Source organism: Pseudomonas sp. 24 E 13, from assembly GCF_900004715.1.
Classification (GTDB): Bacteria; Pseudomonadota; Gammaproteobacteria; order Pseudomonadales; family Pseudomonadaceae; genus Aquipseudomonas; species Aquipseudomonas orientalis_A.
In genome coordinates this window covers 1-20,026 of the sequence record NZ_CVTO01000146.1, presented here as the reverse complement: position 1 = coordinate 20,026, position 20,026 = coordinate 1, and the positions used below count along the sequence as shown (strand labels likewise).

Below are 20,026 nucleotides of genomic sequence, written 5' to 3'. Positions count from 1 at the left end.
TACTCGGTCTGATCCAGCATCCTGGTCGGCCCAGAGGCCGCCATCGGGGGCAAGCCCCCTCCCACATTTGAACCGAGGTGTATCAGGAACAACCCCCTTCCCACATTGGGTGGCCATCAAGACACCACCTCCCCAACCACAACCCCCTCAACCCACCACCTGGCCAACGCCGACACATTCGGCGCCTTAAGCAAAGTGAAATGATTCCCCCCGCCATACCAAACCTGCAACCCACGCCCCTGCCCGCGCCACCCCTCAATCATCAACCCCTGCTCACGCTGATTACCCGCCGCATCCAGCGCCGGGTCACGCGCCAGCACCAAACGCACCACCCCGTCATACCGCGCCTGCGGCCGATACACCGTACGCAAAGCCGCCGCATAAGTCCGCGCAGGGCCAACCATCGCATCCCCGGCAGACCGCGCCGGCAACAACCCAACCCCAACCATCCCCGCATGCAACGCCTGGCGCTGCGCCACCTCATCACTCGCGGCAAAATCCAGCGGATCGATCCCCAGGGATCTCCCGGCCGCCAACTGCATCGCCTCGATCAACCGCAACAACGCCGCCGTCGACGTATACGGCCGCCCCACCACACCATTACCTCCCGGCGACTCACTGTCGATCACCGTCAACGACGCCACCTCGCGGCCCATCGCCTGCAAGCGCAGCGCCATTTCCAGCGCGACCCAGCCGCCAAACGAATGCCCGACCAGATGCACCGGCCCTGCCGGGCACTCATGAATCAGCGCCGTCAGGTAACACTGCGCCGCCGCTTCCACCTGACTGTGCGGCACCGCTTCACCGTCCAGCCCGCGCGGCTGCAGGCCATACAACGGCCAGTCCCGCCCCAGTGCCTCGCTCAAGCCGACGAAGCCGGTCACGCTGTCGCCCGCACCGGGCACGCAGAACAGCGGTGCATGCCCGGCCTTGCCGCCCTGGATACGCAGCAAGGGCTGATGCATCGCCTCCATCACCGGTAAAGACTCAGCCAACGCTTGGGCCATCGCCGCGCCCAGGCTGCGGATATGCGGAGCCTGCATCATGCTCTGGTGATTGCCGGGCACTTCAATCTGGCGCAGTTGACCGGATGCCAGCGCGTCCTCCCAGCCCAACGACTCACTGCGTCGCGACAGTTCGGTCGGCCGTTCCTGGGCGCTGAACAGATGCACCGGAATCGGCAGCGGGAACAGGCTGTAATGCGCCAGCGCATGCCCATGCCCGACTTCGCGCTCGATGAAACTGATCAAGTCGGCGTCCGCGGCCGCCGCCATTTGCGGGTATAACAAACCTTCATCGCGACAACATTGCAGCAGGCCCGCAAGGTCCAGCTGTTGAGTGTCTGCTTCCAGTTGCGCCAATCTCGCCACTTCATGCGTGCCTCCTTGTACGGTCCAATGGGCCGTGCACTGCAGCAGCAGATGCCGCTTGAGCGCCTGCGGCCCTTCCCAGCGTGCCTTGCCCTGATCGGTCATGCGCGGCACGAAGGTGTCGATCAAGCCAAGGAACGCGACGCTTTCGTCCAGCCCCAACAGTTGCATGGCCACTTCATAGGCCAGCACCCCGCCGAACGACCATCCCGCCACACGGTAGGGCCCGTGCGGCTGGATCTCGCGAATCAGACCGACCATGCGCGCCGCCAAGCCCTCCATGGTGTTCAGGTGAGCCTCGCCCAGCGCCAGGCCCGGCAGACCATAAATCGGGTAGTCACCCGGCAGGTGCTGACCCAGCGCCGGGAAATACACGTCCATGCCGCTGAACTCGTGCACCAGGAACAAGGCCGGCTGGGCACCGCTGCTGCGCACGGTTACCACCGTGGTGCAGCGCGTTGCCTGCTCGTCACGCTCGCGCAACATCGAGGCCACGTTCGCCACGCTGACATGCTCAAAAAGCTCGGCCAGGCTCACCTGCAGACCCGCCTCCTCCATCAGGCCGACCAGGCGAATGGCAAGCAAGGAATGACCGCCCAGTTCGAAGAAACTGTCATCGCGGCCGACCTGCTCAAGCTTGAGTACGTCGGCCCATAGCTGACCCAACCTGTGCTCCAACGCATCGCGAGGCGGTTCGAACACGCGGTCAGCCGGCGCTTGCAGCGCGGGGACCGGCAAGGCCTTGCGGTCGATCTTGCCATTGGCCGTCAGGGGTAACCGGTCCAGTGGCATATAGGCTGACGGCACCATGTAGTCCGGGAGTTGTTCCTGCAGATGGGCACGCAGGCTATCGATGCCAACAGGCTCTGCCGCCCAGGTGAAATAGGCCGCCAGGCGTTTGTCGCCCGGTGCGTCTTCACGGGCCAGCACCACCGCCTCCTGAATGGCCGCGTGGGTCGCCAGGCGTGCTTCAATCTCGCCCAGTTCAATACGAAAACCGCGAATTTTCACTTGGTCGTCGTTGCGCCCCACGCACTCCAGCAAGCCGTCCGCGTTCCAGCGACCCAGGTCGCCGGTGCGGTACATCAGGGCCTCGGGCTTGAAGGGGTCGTGCACAAACTGTTCGGCGCTCAATTGCGCACGATTCAAATACCCCAGGGCCACGCCGTCGCCACCGATACAGATTTCACCGGTCACGCCCAACGGCACCGGCTGCAACTGCGCATCCAGGACATAGACCTGAGTATTGGAAATCGGTCGACCGATCGGCACGCTGTCCGTGTGGTCGGCGAGTGCGCGCACCTCATGGGTGGTCGCGTAAGTGGTGGTTTCCGTCGGCCCGTAGCAATGCACCAGACGCAGTGCCGGTGCGCGCGCCAACAAGCTGCGGAACGCTGCCGGATCAGCGCGCTCGCCGCCGCACAGGAGGATGCGCAACCCCGCCAGCGCATCGGGTATCAGTTGCACGTACTGATTGAACAGCGCCGTGGTGACGAACAGTATCGTCGCCCCCTCCAACGCAGCGCCAAACGCCACCGGATCGAGCAATATGGAATGATCGATGACCTGCACCTGGCCGCCGTTGAGCAGCGGCCCCCACACATCCATCGTGCTGGCGTCAAAGGCCGGGTTGGAGGCGAATGCCACACGATCACCCGCGTTGAAATCCGCATAGCCGTTGTTGATGACCAGCCGGGTGATGCCACGATGAGGCACCACTACGCCCTTCGGCGTGCCGGTGGACCCGGAGGTGTACATGACGTAGGCCACGCTGTCCGACGATTGCGACAGGTCGGGGTTGTGGTCAGGGTGCGCATCCAGGGTCAGCGTATCGAGGTCCAGGCGGTGAGCCGGGTAGTCAACAGCTATATCACTGCGGGTCAGCAGCCGCACCGCGCCGCTGTCCTGCAGCATGAAACCCTGGCGCTCGGCGGGTGCATTGATATCCAGCGGCACGTAGGCGGCGGCGCATTTCAACACGGCCAACTGGCCGACTATCAAGTCCACGCCGCGTGGCAGCAGGATCGCTACGCTGTCCCCGGTGTGCACGCCAAGGCCGAGCAGGTGATGGGCCAAGCGGTTGGCGCGAAGGTTGAGGTCAACGTAGCTCACGCGCTGCTCGCCATGCACCACCGCCAGCGCACCGGGACGGGCCCCGGCCTGGGCCTCGAACAAGCGTTGCACCGTGTGTGCGCGGGGGAATTGGCGGGCGGTGGCGTTGAAGTCCTCAAGCAATTGTCGGCGCTCGTCGGCCGGCAGAATCGACACAGCGCTGATGGCGCTGTCGACAGTGTCCTCCAACGCCGTCACCATCTGCTCAAGCGCCGTGGCCAGGTAACCGCAAAGACGCCGCGCGCCCTGACCCGCTGCGCTCAGACTGAAACTCTCGCCCAGGTCGTCCACACTCATCGACAGGCCGTAGCTGGAGCGCTCCTCGCCCTCGATCAAATAGATGCCCTGCCATGCCTTTGCGGCATCGTCATTTGGCGTGCCGTGTACCTCGGCACTGTGACGATAGTTGAACAGTACGTTGAACAACGACGTGCCTGCAGGCACGCTGCTGCAACGCTGCGCCAGCGCCAGGGGCGCGTGTTCGTGCTGGAGCAACTGCGCCAGGCGCGCATGGGTGTCGCGCAGCGCACCCCGCACCGAGTGTTCACCCAGGTCGACGCGCAGCGGCAATGTATTGATAAAGACACCCATGGCCCGTTCGGCCCCCTCCCCGCCCTGCAGGCGGCCCAGCATCACGGTGCCGAATACGACCGACTCGCGCACGGCCACCTTGCCCATGACCAGGGCCCAGGCCAGGTGCATGACGCTGGCGGCGCTCACGCCGGCCCGACGCGCCTGGGTACGCAGGCGCTGGCTCAGCGCATGATCGAGCAGGCTTTGCACCTGCTCAACCGGGCCCAGCTCGCACAGGCAGGTCGGCTCATCGACTTGGGCGAGCATGTCGCGAAAGAACGCCTCATGCTCTTCGTCGGTGATGCCCAGGCGGGTCTGGGCAACGTAATTGCGATAAGGCACCGGTGCGCTCAGCGTATCGCCTTTGCCGCCCAGGAAGGCCTGCAGGTCATGCTTGAGGATGCCCAGGGTCACGTGGTCCATCACCAAGTGGTGAAACAGCAAGGTGGCCACCACGCGCTGCGGTTCCTCGGTGTAGACCAGGCGCATCACCGGTGCCTGAGCCAGGTCCAGGCGCTGCGGCAACGGCCCTTTCTCAACGTGCAGGGACGCCTCACGCCACACTACTTGCATCGGCTCTTGCAAGCCGTCCCAATGGAACGAGGAACGCAGGATGTCATGACGCCGGATCACCGCCTGCAATGCCTCGGCAAATGCGTGCAAGCGCGCCGTGCTGTCGAAGGCAAAGTGCGCCTGCAGCACATACACGTCGTCCTCCTGCACCGCGCGGTGGTGGTACAGAATTCCCTGCTGCAACGGGGCCAGCGGGTAGATATCCTGCACATTCGCGGCCCCGCCGGGGATGACGGCGACAACACGGTCGATGGCCGGCTGATCCAGGCGCGCCAGCGTCAGCATGGACGGTGTGATGGCGTCGCAATCGGCGGCGATGCCATTGGCGGGTACGGCCACTTCCCGGCTGCCACCCAGGGTCGCCGCCAGGGCCGTCAACGTCGGCTGGCTGAACAGCACGTTCATGTCCGCCGACAATCCGAGCTGGCGCAGGCGCCCCATCAGGCTCACGGCCATCAATGAATGCCCGCCCAGCTCGAAGAAGTTATCCTGCCGCCCTATACGCTCCACCCCCAGCAACTCGGCCCACACGCTGGCCAAGGCGATTTCGGTATCGCCCTGGGGCGCTTCGTAGTCGCGCACGCTCACCGACTCCACGTCCGGCGCCGGCAGCGCCTTGCGATCGAGCTTGCCGTTGGGGCTCAGCGGCAACGCGTCCAGGCGTACAAACACAGCGGGCACCATGAACGCCGGAAGCTGTTGCGCCAAGTGACTGCGCAGCTCATGGATGTCGCACGCGTCGGCGGTGTAGTAAGCGATCAGGCGTTGCTCACGGGCCACCACCACCGCTTCGTTGACCGCGGGATGCTCGGTCAGTCGCGCCTGGATTTCCCCCAGTTCTATCCGCAAGCCATGGATTTTCACCTGGTCGTCATTGCGCCCCAGGTATTGGAGCGTGCCGTCGGGCAGATAACGGCCGAGGTCACCGGTACGGTACAAGCGTCCCTCGGTAAACGGGTCATCAAGGAAGCGCTCGGCCGTCAGTTCAGGACGGTTCAAATAGCCCCGCGCCACTTGCACGCCGCCAATGAACAGCTCGCCCACCACACCCAGGGGCACCGGCTGCATCTGCGTGTCCAGCACGTACATGCGGGTATTGGCGATCGGTTTGCCGATGGGCGTGTTTTCCGGCACGTCGCAAGGCAGGCAGGACCACGCCGTCACGTCCACCGCCGCTTCAGTCGGACCGTACAGGTTATACAGGTTGACGCCCGGCAGTTGCTGCTTGAAGCGCCGCACCAGGCTGCCTGGCAGCGCTTCACCACTGCACATCACGCGTTGCAGGCCCGCTACCTGGCTGACATCGCCATAGGCAAGGAAGACATCGAGCATTGACGGCACAAAGTGCAACGTCGTGATCGCTTCACCTTCGATGACCTCGCACAGGTAAGCGGGGTCCTTGTGACCGCCCGGACGCGCCATCACCAGCCGAGCACCGATGGACAACGGCCAGAAGAATTCCCACACCGATACGTCGAAGCTGAACGGGGTTTTCTGCAGGACTGCGTCGTCGCAGGTCAGTCCGTATTCGTCCTGCATCCACAGCAGGCGGTTGACCACCCCACCGTGATCGTTGATCACCCCCTTGGGCTGCCCGGTGGAGCCTGAGGTGTAGATCACGTAAGCGCTTGCACCGCGTACCGCAGGGTTGTCGTCCGGCTGGTGCTGCCAGCACGGCTGGTCCAATTCAAGCACCGCCACCTCGCCCAACAAACCACGCGTAGCGACCTGGGCAAGCACCACCTGCGGTGCACTGTCTTGCAGCATGTAGGCGATCCGCTCCTGGGGATACGCCGGATCCAGCGGCACGTAGGCCGCGCCGGCCTTGAGCACCGCATACAGGGCGATAACCATGTCCAGGCCACGCTCTGCGCAGATGGCTACGCGGGCATCCGGCTGCACACCGAGCGCCAGCAGATGATGGGCCAATTGGTTGGCGCGGCTATTGAGTTCGGCATAGGTCAATTGCTGCGTGCCGGCCTTGAGCGCAATCGCATCCGGCGTGCGTTCAACCTGCGCTTCGAACAGGCCATGCAGGGTCTGGTCGAGGTTGTAGTCGACTGCCGTAGCGTTGAAATCAAACAGCACCTGCTGACGCTCGCGCGCCCCCAGCAACGGCGTATGCTCCAGCACCGCCTGGTCGTCTTCGACCATCGCCTGCAACAGACCAATCAGGTAGCCGACGTAACGCTGCACCGTCGCCTCATCGAACAAGGCCACCGCGTATTCCAACGTGCCCAGAATGCAGCCGTCGACTTCGCCCAGGCTCAGCGCCAGATCGAACTTGGCAAAGTGGCTGTTCTCGACGATCGCCTCCAGCGTCAGGTCGCCGAGGGCCAGCGCCGGTGCACTGCTGTCCTGCCAGGTCAGCAGCACCTGGAAGATCGGGCTATGTGCCAGGCTGCGCAGCGGTCGGAGGATCTCCACGACTTTTTCGAACGGCAGGTCCTGGTGAGACTGAGCGGCCAGCGTCACCGCCTTGACCCGCGCCAACAGTGCCTCGGTGCTCAGCTCGCCGCAGGTGTCGACGCGCACGGCAAGCGTGTTGACGAACAGGCCAATCAGCCCTTCCACTTCACTGCGGGCCCGGTTGGCTACGGGCGAGCCGATCACCAGGTCGTGCTGACCGGACAACCGTGCAAGCAGCGACGCCCAGGCGCTCATCACTGTCATGTACAGCGTCACCCCGTGCCTCTGGCTCAACGCCTTGAGCCCGGCGGTCAGACGCTCATCCAGGCGCACCTGGACCGTATCGCCGGCATAGCTCTGCTGCGCCGGGCGGGGCCGATCGGTAGGCAGGGACAGCAGCGGCGGCGCGCCGGCCAGGGTTTGCTGCCAGTAGGCGCTTTGGTGGTTGAGGACTTCGCCACTCAGCCAGCGCCGTTGCCACACGGCAAAATCAACGTACTGGATCGGCAGTGGCGGCAACGGGTCGGGCAGGCCATGGCTGAAGGCCTGGTACAGCGCCATCAGTTCCCGGGTGAGCACGCCCATGGACCAGCCATCAGAGACGATGTGGTGCAGGGTCAGCAGCAGCACATGGTGATCGTCGGCCATTGCCACCAGGCGTCCACGTATCAGCGGACCTTGTTCCAGGTCGAACGGTGCCGAGGCTTCGCCGTGGATCAATGCATCCAAAGCCTGCTGAGGATGCGAGTGATGCCGCAGGTTCTGCAATTGCAGCGCCAACACCTCTTCAGGCGGTGCAATCAGTACCCGCGCGTCGTCGCCGTGCTGGGCAAAGCGGCTGCGCAGGGTTTCATGTCGCGCAACAATACGTGCCAAGGCACGTTGCAGCGCCTGCACATGCAATTGCCCGCGCAGTCGCAAGCCGATGGGAATGTTATAGGCGGTATTGGCGCCTTCCATCAGCGCCAGGAACCACAGGCGTTGCTGGGCGAACGACAACGGAGCGTGTTCTTCGCGATTGGCCGGCAGGATATCCGGCAAGGTGCTGCGACCGGACTGGGCCAGCACGGCGGCGACGGCGCTGAGTTCGGCATTGGCGAAAAAATCGCTCAGCAGCAGCTCTATGCCCAGGCGCTGACGCACCTGGGACACCATGCGCATGGCCAGCAGCGAGTGACCGCCCAGCTCGAAAAAGTTGTCGCGCCGGCCTACTTGCGCCACCTGCAACACATCGGCCCAAATCTGCGCGAGCACGCTTTCAAGCTCGCCCTCGGGCGCAATGTACTCACGGATAAACAGGGCCGACAGGTCCGGCTTTGGCAGGGCCTTGCGATCGAGCTTGCCGTTGGCCGTCAGCGGGAGCGCATCGAGCCGCATGTACGCGGCCGGGACCATGTAGCCCGGCAGACGCGCGACCAGGTGCGCACGGATATCAGCGCCAGCCAAGGAACCCGTCGACGGATGCGCGGTGAAATACGCCACCAGCCGCTCGTCACAGACCAGCACCACGACATCCTGGATACCCGGCAACTGGTTGAGTTGGGTTTCGATTTCGCCCAGTTCGATGCGCACACCACGGATTTTCACCTGATCGTCGTTGCGGCCCAGGTACTCCAGGGTGCCGTCGGGCAACCAACGCGCCAAGTCACCGGTGCGGTACATGCGCCCCGCATTGAACGGGTCATGCAGGAAGCGTTCGGCGCTCAGTTCCGAGCGGTTCAGGTAACCGCGAGCCACGCCTTGGCCGCCGACATACATTTCTCCGGCCACCCCCAGCGGCACCGGACGCTGCTGTTCGTCGAGCAGGTAGACCGTGGCATTGGCGACAGGCTTGCCGATATGCAGCTGCTGGCCGACCTCGATCTGGCCTGAGGTGGCGACCACTGTGGCTTCGGTGGGCCCGTAGTTATTGACCAATGCGTAACGCAGCGGGCGCGTGAACTGGCGCAAACGGTCGCCACCGATCAGCAAGGTGCGCAGCGTCGGATGTTCGATCTGCTGGCTGAAGGCGTACTCGGCGACCGGCGTCGGCAGGAAGCACACGTCCAGCGGTTGCGCGCACCACCAGGCGAGCAGCGCGTCGACATCCTCGACGCCGTCATGGGCCGGCGGCACGTGCAGGGTCGCGCCGACACACAGCGCCGGCCAGACCTCCCAGGCCATCGCATCGAACCCGAAGCCGGCGACACTGGCCGTATGGTCCCCGGCATGCAGATCAAAAGCACGACAGTGCCAGTCCACCAGGTTCACCACACTGTGGTGCTCCACCATCACACCTTTGGGCAAGCCGGTGGAGCCGGAGGTGTAAATCACATAGGCCAGATTGGACGGGCCGGCAGCGACTTCGGGATGATGTGGCGTGGGGGTACGCCAGCCATCGCCATCCAGCTCGATTACCGGCACGTCGAGGGCCGGCAACCTTGGCAGCAGCGCGCGCTGGCTCAGCACTGCCACGGGGGCGCAATCGCAGAGCAGATAGGCCAGGCGCTCGGCGGGATGCGCTGGATCGACCGGTACATAACACGCGCCGGACTTGAGGATCCCCAGCAACCCGACCAGGGTGTCGAGGCCGCGACGGGCGACGATGGCCACGCGGTCGTCGGGCTTGATGCCCAGGCCGCGCAGGTGATTTGCCAGATGGCTGGCGTGCCTGTCGAGTTCGGCATAGGTCAGGTGGTGCTCGCCGGCCTTGGCCGCAATGGCATTGGGCGTGCGCTCGGCCTGAGCGGCGACGAGCCCGTGCACGGTCTGCTCGACGTTGTTGGGCATCGATGTCGCATTGAAGTCCACCAGCACCCGCTGGCGCTCAGGTTCCTCCATCAGCGGCACATGGGCCAGCACCGCACGGTCGTCGGCGACCATGGCCTGCAACAGGCGGGTGAAATAGCCGACGTAGCGCTGCACCGTCGCCTCATCGAACAGCGCGACAGCGTATTGCAGCGCACCACGGATCCTGCCTTGGTCTTCACCCAGGTCCAGGGTCAGCTCAAACTTGGCAAACAGGCTCTCTTGAGCAACGCCTTCAATCACCAGATCGCCCAACGTCAGGGTGGGCGCGCTGGCGTCCTGCCAGGCCAGCAGTGTCTGAAACAGCGGCGTGTGGGCCAGGCTGCGCACCGGCTGGGTAATCTCCACCACCTGTTCGAACGGCAGATCCTGATGGGACTGGGCCGCCAGCGACACCGCCTTGACCCGCGCCAGCAGCACTTCGGTGCTCGGTTCACCCGAGGTATCGATGCGCAGGGCCAGGGTATTGACGAACAGGCCGATCAGCCCTTCCACTTCACTGCGCGTCCGGTTTGCCACCGGCGAGCCAATCACCAGGTCATGCTGGCCGGACAACCGTGCCAGCAGCGCTGCCCAGGCGCTCAACAGGGTCATGTAAAGCGTGACGCCATGGCGTTGACTCAACGCTTTCAGCGCGGCTGTCAGGCGCTCGTCCACATGCACTTCGACGCTGCTGCCGGCATAGTCTTGCTGCGCCGGACGTGGACGATCAGTGGGCAGCGTGAGCAAGGCCGGCGCATCCGCCAGCACGTGCTGCCAGTAATCGCTCTGGCGGTGCAGCACTTCACCGCTGAGCCACAAACGTTGCCAAATGGCGAAATCACCGTACTGGATGGTCAACGGCGGCAGCGGGTCGGGCTGGCCGTGGATGAACGCCTGGTACAGCGCCATCAGTTCGCGGGTCAGCACGCCCATGGACCAGCCGTCGGAGACAATGTGGTGCAAGGTCAGCAGCAGCACATGATGATCGTCGGCCATCATCACCAGGTGCCCACGCAGCAGCGGGCCGCGCTCCAGGTCAAATGTAGCCGAGGCCTCGTGGCGGATCAGCGCTTCAAGGGCCTGTTGCGGCTCGGGATGACCGCGCAGGTCCAGCGACTGCAGCGGCATGGCATCGTCGGCGGGCACGGTCAGCACCTGGGTGTCATCGCCCACCTGGACAAAACGGCTGCGCAGGGTGTGATGGCGCCTGACGATGCAGGCCAACGCCTCTTGCAGCGCCTGCACATGCAATTGCCCACGCAGGGCCAGGCCTATGGGGATGTTGTAGGCACTGTTGCCGCCGTCCATGTTGGCCAGAAACCACAGGCGCTGCTGGGCGAACGACAGCGGCACATCCTCGCCACGATTGGCCGGCAGAATATCCGGCAAGGTGCTGCGACCCGCCTGGGCCAGCACGTGAGCAACCGCCGCCAGTTCGGCGTTGGCGAACAAGTCGCCCAGCACCAGCTCCACTCCCAGGCGCTGGCGCACCTGGGACACCATGCGCATGGCCAGCAGCGAATGCCCGCCCAGCTCGAAGAAGTGATCGCGCCGCCCAACCCGCTCCACTTGCAACACGTCGGCCCAGATCTGCGCCAATACGCTTTCGATCTCGCCCAGCGGTGCCTCGTATTCACGGCTGAATACCGCAGCCATATCCGGCGCCGGCAGCGCCTGGCGGTCGAGCTTGCCGTTGGCGGTCAGGGGCAGCGTGTCGAGCTTCATGAACGCCACCGGCACCATGTAGTCCGGCAGATGGGCCACCAGGTGCGCGCGGATATCAGCGACGGCCAGCGCATCCAGTTGCGGGCTTTCGGTGAAATACGCCACCAGCCGCTCTTCACGCACCAGCACCACCGCCTCCAGGATGCCCGGCAGTTGGTTGAGCCGGGTTTCGATTTCGCCCAGTTCGATGCGCATGCCACGGATTTTCACCTGGTCATCGTTGCGCCCCAAATACTCCAGGTTACCGTCGGGCAGCCAGCGCGCCAGGTCGCCGGTGCGGTACATGCGCCCGCTGCTGAACGGGTCGCGCAGGAAGCGCTCAGCGGTCAGCTCCGGGCGATTGAGGTAGCCGCGCGCCACGCCCTTACCGCCCACGTACAGTTCACCCGCCACGCCCAACGGCACCGGGCGTAGCTGTTCGTCCAGCAGGTAGACCCTGGCATTGGCGATGGGCTTGCCGATATGCAACGGCTGGCCCGCCTCGATCTTGCCGGCGGTGGCGACCACCGTGGCTTCGGTGGGGCCATAGTTGTTGATCAGCTCGAAGCGCTGCGCCCGCCCGAAATGGCGCAGGCGATCGCCGCCGATCAGCAGCGTGCGCAGGGTCGGGTGCTCGATGTTCTGGCTGAAGGCGTACTCGGCCACCGGTGTCGGCAGGAAGCACACGTCCAGCGGTTGCGCGCACCACCAGGCGAGCAGCGCGTCGATGTCTTCAGCGCCGTCGTGGGCCGGCGGCAGGTGCAGGGTGGCGCCCGCGCACAGCGCCGGCCACACTTCCCAGGCCATCGCATCAAAGCCGAAACCGGCCACGCTGGCGGTATGCCGCCCGGCGCGCAGGTCGAAGGCGCTGCAATGCCAGTCCACCAGGTTGGCCACGGTGTGATGCTCCACCATCACCCCTTTGGGCAGGCCGGTGGAGCCGGAGGTGTAGATCACATAGGCCAGGTTCGACGCCGTCATGGCCACCTCGGGATTGCTCGCCGCGTGGTGGTGCCAGGTGTAGCGGTCCAGGTTGATCACCGGCACCTCCAGCTCCGGCAGGCGCTCGAGCAACGCGTGCTGGGTCAGCACGGCCACCGGGGCGCTGTCGCTGAGCAGGTAGTTCAGGCGCTCGGCCGGGTGGGATGGGTCCACCGGCACGTAGCAGGCGCCGGCCTTGAGAATCGCCAGCAACCCGGCCAGGGTGTCCAGGCCACGGCGTGCGACGATGGCCACGCGGTCATCGGGCTTGACCCCCAGCGCCAGCAGGTGATGGGCCAGCAGGTTGGCTTGCTGATTGAGTTCGGCGTAGCTCAGCGTGCGGTCCAGGCACACTGCCGCGATGGCATCCGGGGTCAGCGCGGCCTGGGCTTCGATGCGCGCGTGCAAGGTGCTGCCCTGAGGGAACACCGCCTGGGTTGCGTTGAACTGCTCGAGCAACAGGCGCTGCTCGGCCAGCGGCACCACCGGCAACTGGTTGAGCGCGGTGTGCGGCGCCTGCTCCAGGGCGCTTACCAGGTTTTCCAGTGCGGTTTGCAGGTAGGCGCAGACGCGGTGCGGGTCGACCTGGGTGCAGGCGAGCAAACGCAAGATGAAGCTATCGCCCAGGTCATCCACGCTCAGCGTCAGCGGGTAGTTGGTACGCTCCTGCGAGCTCAACATTTCGATGCCGTTCCATGCCGCCACCGCCTCGGCCTGATTGCCGGAACCACTGTGCCGGTAATTGAGCAACGCACTGAACAGTGGCGTGGGCGCAGTCACTCCACTGCAGCGCTGCGCCAAGGCCAAAGGGGCATGCTCATGGCGCAGCAACGTCGTCAGCCGTGCATGGGTGTCCCTGATGCCGGTGCGCACATCCGCATGACCGACGTCCACACGAAACGGCAACGTATTGATGAAAATCCCCAGCGCTCTGTCGGTCTGCTGACCGCCCTGCATGCGCCCCATCAACACCGTACCGAACACCACGCTTTGCTTGCCTGCCAACACACTCAGCACTTGGGCCCAGGCCATATGGAACACGCTCGCCGCGCTTACGCCCAGATGGCGTGCCTGCTCGCGTACACGTTGATTGAGCGCTGCCGACAGCGGCAGGTCCGCTTCGACGATATCGCGGCCGTCGCCCTGCACATCCTGCAGACCGAAAGGCAAGGTCGGCTCGCAGATATCGCTGAGCATCTGACGGAAAAACGCCTCGTGCTCCTGCTCGCTGACGCCCAGTCGCGCCTGCGCCACGTAATTGCGAAACGGGATGGGCTGGCCCAATTGTTCGCCACGGCCTTGCAACAGCGCCTGCAGTTCATGGCGCACCACGTCCAGCGCGCTGTGGTCCAGGGCCATATGATGAAACAGCAGCATTGCCACCACGCGCTGGCCGGGTTCGTCCCAGGTGCGCACCAGGCGCAGCAGAGGCGCCTGGGTCACGTCCAGGCGGTAATGGCGAACATCGAACAGCTGGCGCAACTGCTCTGCGATATCGCCCTCAGCCGGGTCCAGCTCAAGGGCTTGCACCGGTAGCCGGGCCTGGCGCCAGACCACTTGCGAGGGCTGTTCGAGGCTTTCCCAAACCACGCCGGTACGCAGGATATCGTGCCGATCCACGACGCTCTGCAAGGCGTTGGCAAACTGCTCGAAGCGCGCCAGGCTGTCGAAGGCGAACTGCGACTGCATGATGTACGGGTCACCCTGCTCCGTGCTCGCGTGGTGGTACAGAATGCCTTCCTGCAACGGCGCCAGTGGGTAGATGTCCTGGATATTCGCCACCCCGCCCTCGACGGTGGCGACGATCCGCTCGATCTCGTCCTGGCTGAGGGTGGACAGGGTCAACATGGCCGGGGTGATGCGCTCGGCGCCCGGGGCGATGCCGTTGGCCGGTACTTGCACCTCACCGGCTTTGCCGGCCGAGTATTCACCCGCCTTGATCCGTTCGATCAGGGCCGGCTTGTGTTCGCGCAACGCAGCGAGGATCGCCGGGTCGCTCAAGGCTTGCTTGTTGCCTTGTACGGACAGTTGCTCGCCTTTGAGCGCCAGTTGCACATCCTTCGTTTTCAGGGTTGCCAGCAATTGTTGGATGTTCACAGGACGATCTCCATTCGTTCGGTCATTGCGGCGTAGCCGGCCAGGGTCGGTTGCTCGAACAGCCCTCGCACATCGGCTTCCATGCCTTCCTGGCGCAAGCGCCCGATCAAGCTCACGGCGAGCAGCGAATGCCCGCCCAGTTCAAAGAAATTGTCATGGCGCCCTACTCGCTCCACCTTCAGCAGCTCGGCCCAGAGTCGGGCCAGCAGTATTTCGCAGTCGCCTTCGGGCGCTTCGTACTCACGCACACTCAACGACGCCGTGCCCGGGGCCGGCAGCGCCTTGCGGTCGAGCTTGCCATTGGGGCTCAGGGGCAGCGCGTCGAGGTGCATGAACAACGCGGGCACCATGAAGTCCGGCAAGTGCTGCAAGAGCTGGCTGCGTAGGGCGTCGATGGCGGTGGCCGCGCCGGTGTAGTAGGCGACCAGGCGATCTTCGCAGGCCACGACCACGGCATCTTTCACCGCTGGATGCTCGATCAGTCGCGCCTGGATTTCCCCCAGTTCGATGCGCAGGCCGCGAATTTTCACCTGGTCATCGTTGCGGCCCAGGTACTCGAGATTGCCGTCCGGCAGGTAGCGGCCAAGGTCACCCGTGCGGTACATCCGGCCCGCGCTGAACGGGTCCTCAAGGAAGCGTTCGGCGGTCAGCTGCGCCCGGTTGAGATACCCCCGCGCCACCTGCACGCCACCGATGAACAGCTCACCGACCACCCCCAGCGGCACCGGCTGCAATTGTGCGTCCAGCACGTACATGCGTGTGTTGGCAATCGGCTTGCCGATCGGCGTGTTGTCCGGCACGTCGCTGCGTGCGCAGTTCCATGCGGTCACATCCACTGCGGCTTCGGTCGGGCCATACAGGTTGTACAACCCGATGCCCGGCAGTTGCTGCTTGAAGCGTCGCACCAGGCTGCCCGGCAGCGCTTCACCGCTGCAGATCACGCGCACCAGCCCGGCGGCCTGGCTGACATCGCCGTGGGCCAGGAATACGTCGAGCATCGACGGCACAAAGTGCAGCGTGGTGATGCGCTGCGCCTCAATCACTTCACACAGATACGCCGGGTCCTTGTGGCCGCCCGGACGTGCCATGACCAGGCGGGCGCCGGTCATCAGCGGCCAGAAGAACTCCCACACCGACACGTCGAAGCTGAAGGGCGTTTTTTGCAACACCGCATCCTGCGCGTTGAGGCCATACGCATCCTGCATCCACAGCAGGCGGTTGACCACCCCGGCATGTTCATTAATGACCCCCTTGGGTTGGCCGGTGGAGCCGGAGGTATAGATCACATAAGCCTGATGCCGGGCGGTAAGCTCCGGCACGCTGGGATTGGTGCTCGGCTGGTGCTGCCAGGTGTCGCAGTCCAGATCAAGGGTGGGTATATCACCGAGCAAGGCGCGGGTTGCGCCGTGGGCCAGCACCACCACCGGTGCGCTGTCGTGCAGCATGTAGGCGAGGCGCTCGTGGGGATAGGCCGGGTCAAGCGGGACATAACCGCCGCCGGCCTTGAGGATGGCGAACAAGCCGATGACCATGTCCAGGCCACGCTCCAGGCACACCCCAACCCGCGACTCGGGCCGTACGCCCAGTTCACGCAGGTGATGGGCCAGACGGTTGGCCCGCTCGTTGAGTTGCCGATAGCTCAGGCGTTGATCGCCCGCTTTCACGGCCTCGGCATCCGGCGTGCGTAAGACCTGCGCCTCGAACAAGCCGTGCAAGGTCTGGTCAAGGTTGTAATCGACTGCGGTCGCGTTGAAGCCGTGCAACAGTGTCTCGCGCTCCTGCTGCCCCAGGATCGACACGCGGCTGATCGGCAGGTGCGGCGCCTGTTCCAGCGCCTCGACCAGCCCAAGCAACGCCGTCTGCATATAACCGCAGACGCGTTGCGCTCCAATGTGCGCGGGGGTCATGACGGTCAGGCGGAAACCCTCGCGCTGGTCATCGACGTTCAAGGTCAAGGGGTAATTGGTGCGTTCTTCACTGGCCAGGGTGTGAATCCCTTGCCATGCCTGCGACACCGTCGCCTCCTGGCTGGCGCTGTGGCGGTAATTGAGCACTGCACTGAACAACGGCAGCGGCGCGGCGACGCCACTGCAACGCTGGGCCAGAGCCAGGGAGGCATGTTCATGGCCGAGCAGTGCCGTCAGGCGCTCATGGGTGCGCTTGACGGCCGCGCGTACACCGGTCTCATCAATATCCACGCGCAATGGCAAGGTGTTGATGAACATCCCCAGTGCACGGTCGCTGCCTTTGCCCCCCTGCATACGGCCGAGCAGTACCGTGCCGAAGACCACGCGGTGCTGGCTGCTGGTGCTGGCCAGCACCCGGGCCCACGCCAGATGAAACAGACTGGCGGCGCTGACACCCGAGAGGCGAGCCTGCGCCCTCAGACGCTGGCTGAAGGCCGGGGCCAGGCTCTGCTGCACCTCTTCGATTGCACTGCCGTCACCTTGGACGTCCTGCAAGCCGAACGGGAGCGTCGGCTCGTCGATGTCTCCCAGCATCTGGCCAAAGAACGCTTCATGTTCGTGCTCTTCGACGCCCAGGCGCGCCTGAGCCACATAGTTGCGGTAAGGAATGGCTGCTTCAGCGATCCGGGGCTGCCCGAGCAAACTGGCTTGCATCTCCTGACGTACGCTGTCGAGTGCCGTGTGATCAAGGGCAATATGGTGGAACAGCAAAATCGCAACGACCCGCTGCTGACCGGGGTCCTCGGCATACACCAGGCGGATCAGCGGGGCCTGGGACATCGGCAGCCGGTAATGGCGCGGGTCGAAACGCTGGTGCAACTGCTCGATGACGTTGCCTTGCAGCGATACGCATTGCACGGCCAGTTCAGCCTTGCGCCACACCACTTGCAGCGGTTGCACCAGGCCCTCCCAGACCACTGCGGTGCGCAGGATATCGTGGCGATCGATCACCTGCTGCAGCGCCTGGGCAAAGGCGTCCAGGCGCTCAAGGCTGTCAAACGCCAGGTGCGATTGCAGCAGGTACGGGTCGCCCCGCTCGGCGCTGATGTGATGGTAGAAAATGCCTTCCTGCAACGGCGCCAGCGGATAGATATCCTGCACATTGGCGGCGCCGCCGGGCACTTGGTCGATCACCTGATCCAGCGTCGATTGCTCCAGCGTCACCAGCGACAGCATGTCCGCCGTGATGCGTTGGCAGCCGTCGGGAATACGGTTGGCCGGCACCTGCACTTCGCGACCACTGCCCACGGCGGCGGCCAGCGCGGCCAGGGTCGGCTGGCTGAACAGCACGCGCACATCGGCGCTCAGGCCGACCTGGCGCATGCGCTCGATCAGGCTGACGGCCAGCAATGAATGCCCGCCCAGTTCGAAGAAGTGGTCATGGCGCCCCACCTGCTCCACCTGCAGCACGTCGGCCCAGATCCGCGCCAGGCGGGTTTCCACTTCGCCCTGGGGCGCTTCGTAGTCACGGGTCAGCAGCGCGGCTTGATCGGGGGCCGGCAAAGCCTTGCGGTCCAGCTTGCCGTTGGCGGTCAGGGGTAAGGCCGCAAGTTTCACGTAGGCCACCGGCACCAGGGCCTCGGGCAGTTGCGCCTGCAGTTGCGCGCGCAGCGTGTCGATCGACAGCGCCTGGCGTTCGGTGAACCAGGCGATCAAGCGGCCTTCGCGCACCAGCACTACCGCTTCCGCGACGCCGTCGAGCGCGGCCAGGCGGCTTTCGATTTCGCCCAGTTCAACCCGCACGCCGCGTAGTTTGACCTGGTCATCGTTGCGCCCCAGGTATTCCAGGTTGCCATCGGGCAGCCAGCGCACCAGGTCGCCGGTGCGGTACATGCGCCCGGGGTTGAACGGGTCTTGCAGGAAGCGCTCGGCGGTCAGGTCCGGGCGATTCAGGTAACCGCGCGCCACGCCGCGGCCCCCCACATACAGCTCACCGGCCACGCCCACCGGCACCGGACGCAGGTGCGCATCCAGCACGTAGCTGGTGGCATTGGCGACAGGCCGGCCGATATGCAAAGGCTGCCCGACACGCACACGCCCGGAGGTGGCGACCACCGTGGCTTCGGTGGGGCCGTAGTTATTGATCAGGGCAAACCGTCGTTCCTGGCTGAACTGGCGCAGGCGGTCGCCACCGATCAGCAGCATGCGCAAGGTCGGGTGTTGCAGGTTCAGGCTGAAGGCGTACTCGGCCACCGGGGTGGGCAGAAAGCTCACGTCCAGCGGCTGCGCCAGCCACCAGGCCAACAGTTCGTCGATGTTTTCATTGCCCACCTCGGCGGGCGGCAGGTGCAGGGTCGCGCCCACGCACAGCGCCGGCCAGACTTCCCAGGCCAGCGCATCGAAACCGAAACCGGCGACGCTGCTGGTATGGCTGGCAGCCCGCAGGCCAAAGGCCTCGCAGTGCCAATGCACGAGGTTTTCCACGTGGTGATGCTCCACCATCACGCCCTTGGGCTGGCCGGTGGAACCGGAGGTGTAGATGACGTAGGCCAGGTGCGCCGGGGTCAGTGCGCCCAGTTGCGGATTGCTCACAGGGTATTGCTGCAAGCCGGGGTCGTGCAGGTCGACACTGGCGACGCCGCCGAGCAGGTCGCGGGTGCAGGCTTGCGAGAGTACCGCCACCGGTGCGCTGTCCTGCAACAGGTAGGCGATCCGCTCCGCCGGGTACGCCGGGTCGATCGGCACATAGCCCGCGCCGGCCTTGAGAATGCCGAGCAGGCCCACCAGCATCTGCGGGCCGCGACGACAGCAGATCGCCACGCGGTCATCCGGCTGCACGCCAAGCCCGAGCAGGTGATGGGCCAGTTGGTTGGCGCGTTGATTGAGCTGCTGATAGGTCAGCGCCACACCGTCCTGCATCACCGCAACAGCCTCGGGCTGACGCTCGGCCTGGACTTCAAAGGCGCCGTGCAGGGTGTGCCCGCGCGGGAAGTCATGGGCGGTGGCGTTGAATTCGCGCAGCAGCGTGTCGCGTTCCGCCGTCGGCAGAATCGGCAGGTGGTGCAAGCGGGTGTCCGGTGCGTTTTCCAGGGCGTCGACCAGCTGCGCCACGGCGTTGTGCATGTAGTCGCACAGGCGCTGGGCGCCGATCTGCGGCAACGCCAGCACGGCCAGGGCAAAGCCTTCGCCCAGGTCATCCACACTCAGGGTCAGCGGATAGTTGCTGCGCTCTTCGCCGCCGAGCAGTTGTACGCCCTCCCAGATCCCCTGACCGTCGCGGGCCATTTCACCGGGGCTGCTGTGGCGGTAATTGAGCAAGGCGCTGAACAGCGGCGTGGCCGTCGCCACCCCACTGCAACGCTGGGCCAGGGCCAGGGAGGCATGTTCATGCCCGAGCAAGGCGCTCAAGCGTGCATGGGTGGCCTTGACCGCGTCGGCGGCAGCGGCCGCCACATCGACCCGCAGCGGCAAGGTGTTGATGAACATGCCCAGCGCACGATCCGCACCATCGCCGGCCTGCATGCGGCCCAT

Annotated in this window: 2 protein-coding genes; both read right to left on the bottom strand. The window is 65.1% G+C overall.

What is annotated here, in order from left to right; all coding sequences use genetic code 11:
* Window positions 1-116 precede the first annotated feature (116 nt).
* Window positions 117-14,588, bottom strand: a complete 14,472-nt coding sequence (locus BFP90_RS20775) for a non-ribosomal peptide synthetase (protein WP_065897875.1) — start codon at window positions 14,586-14,588, stop codon at window positions 117-119.
* Window positions 14,585-20,026: non-ribosomal peptide synthetase (locus BFP90_RS20770; protein WP_141688991.1), on the bottom strand; the 5,442-nt coding region annotated here is incomplete at its 5' end. The genes BFP90_RS20775 and BFP90_RS20770, both read right to left, overlap by 4 nt.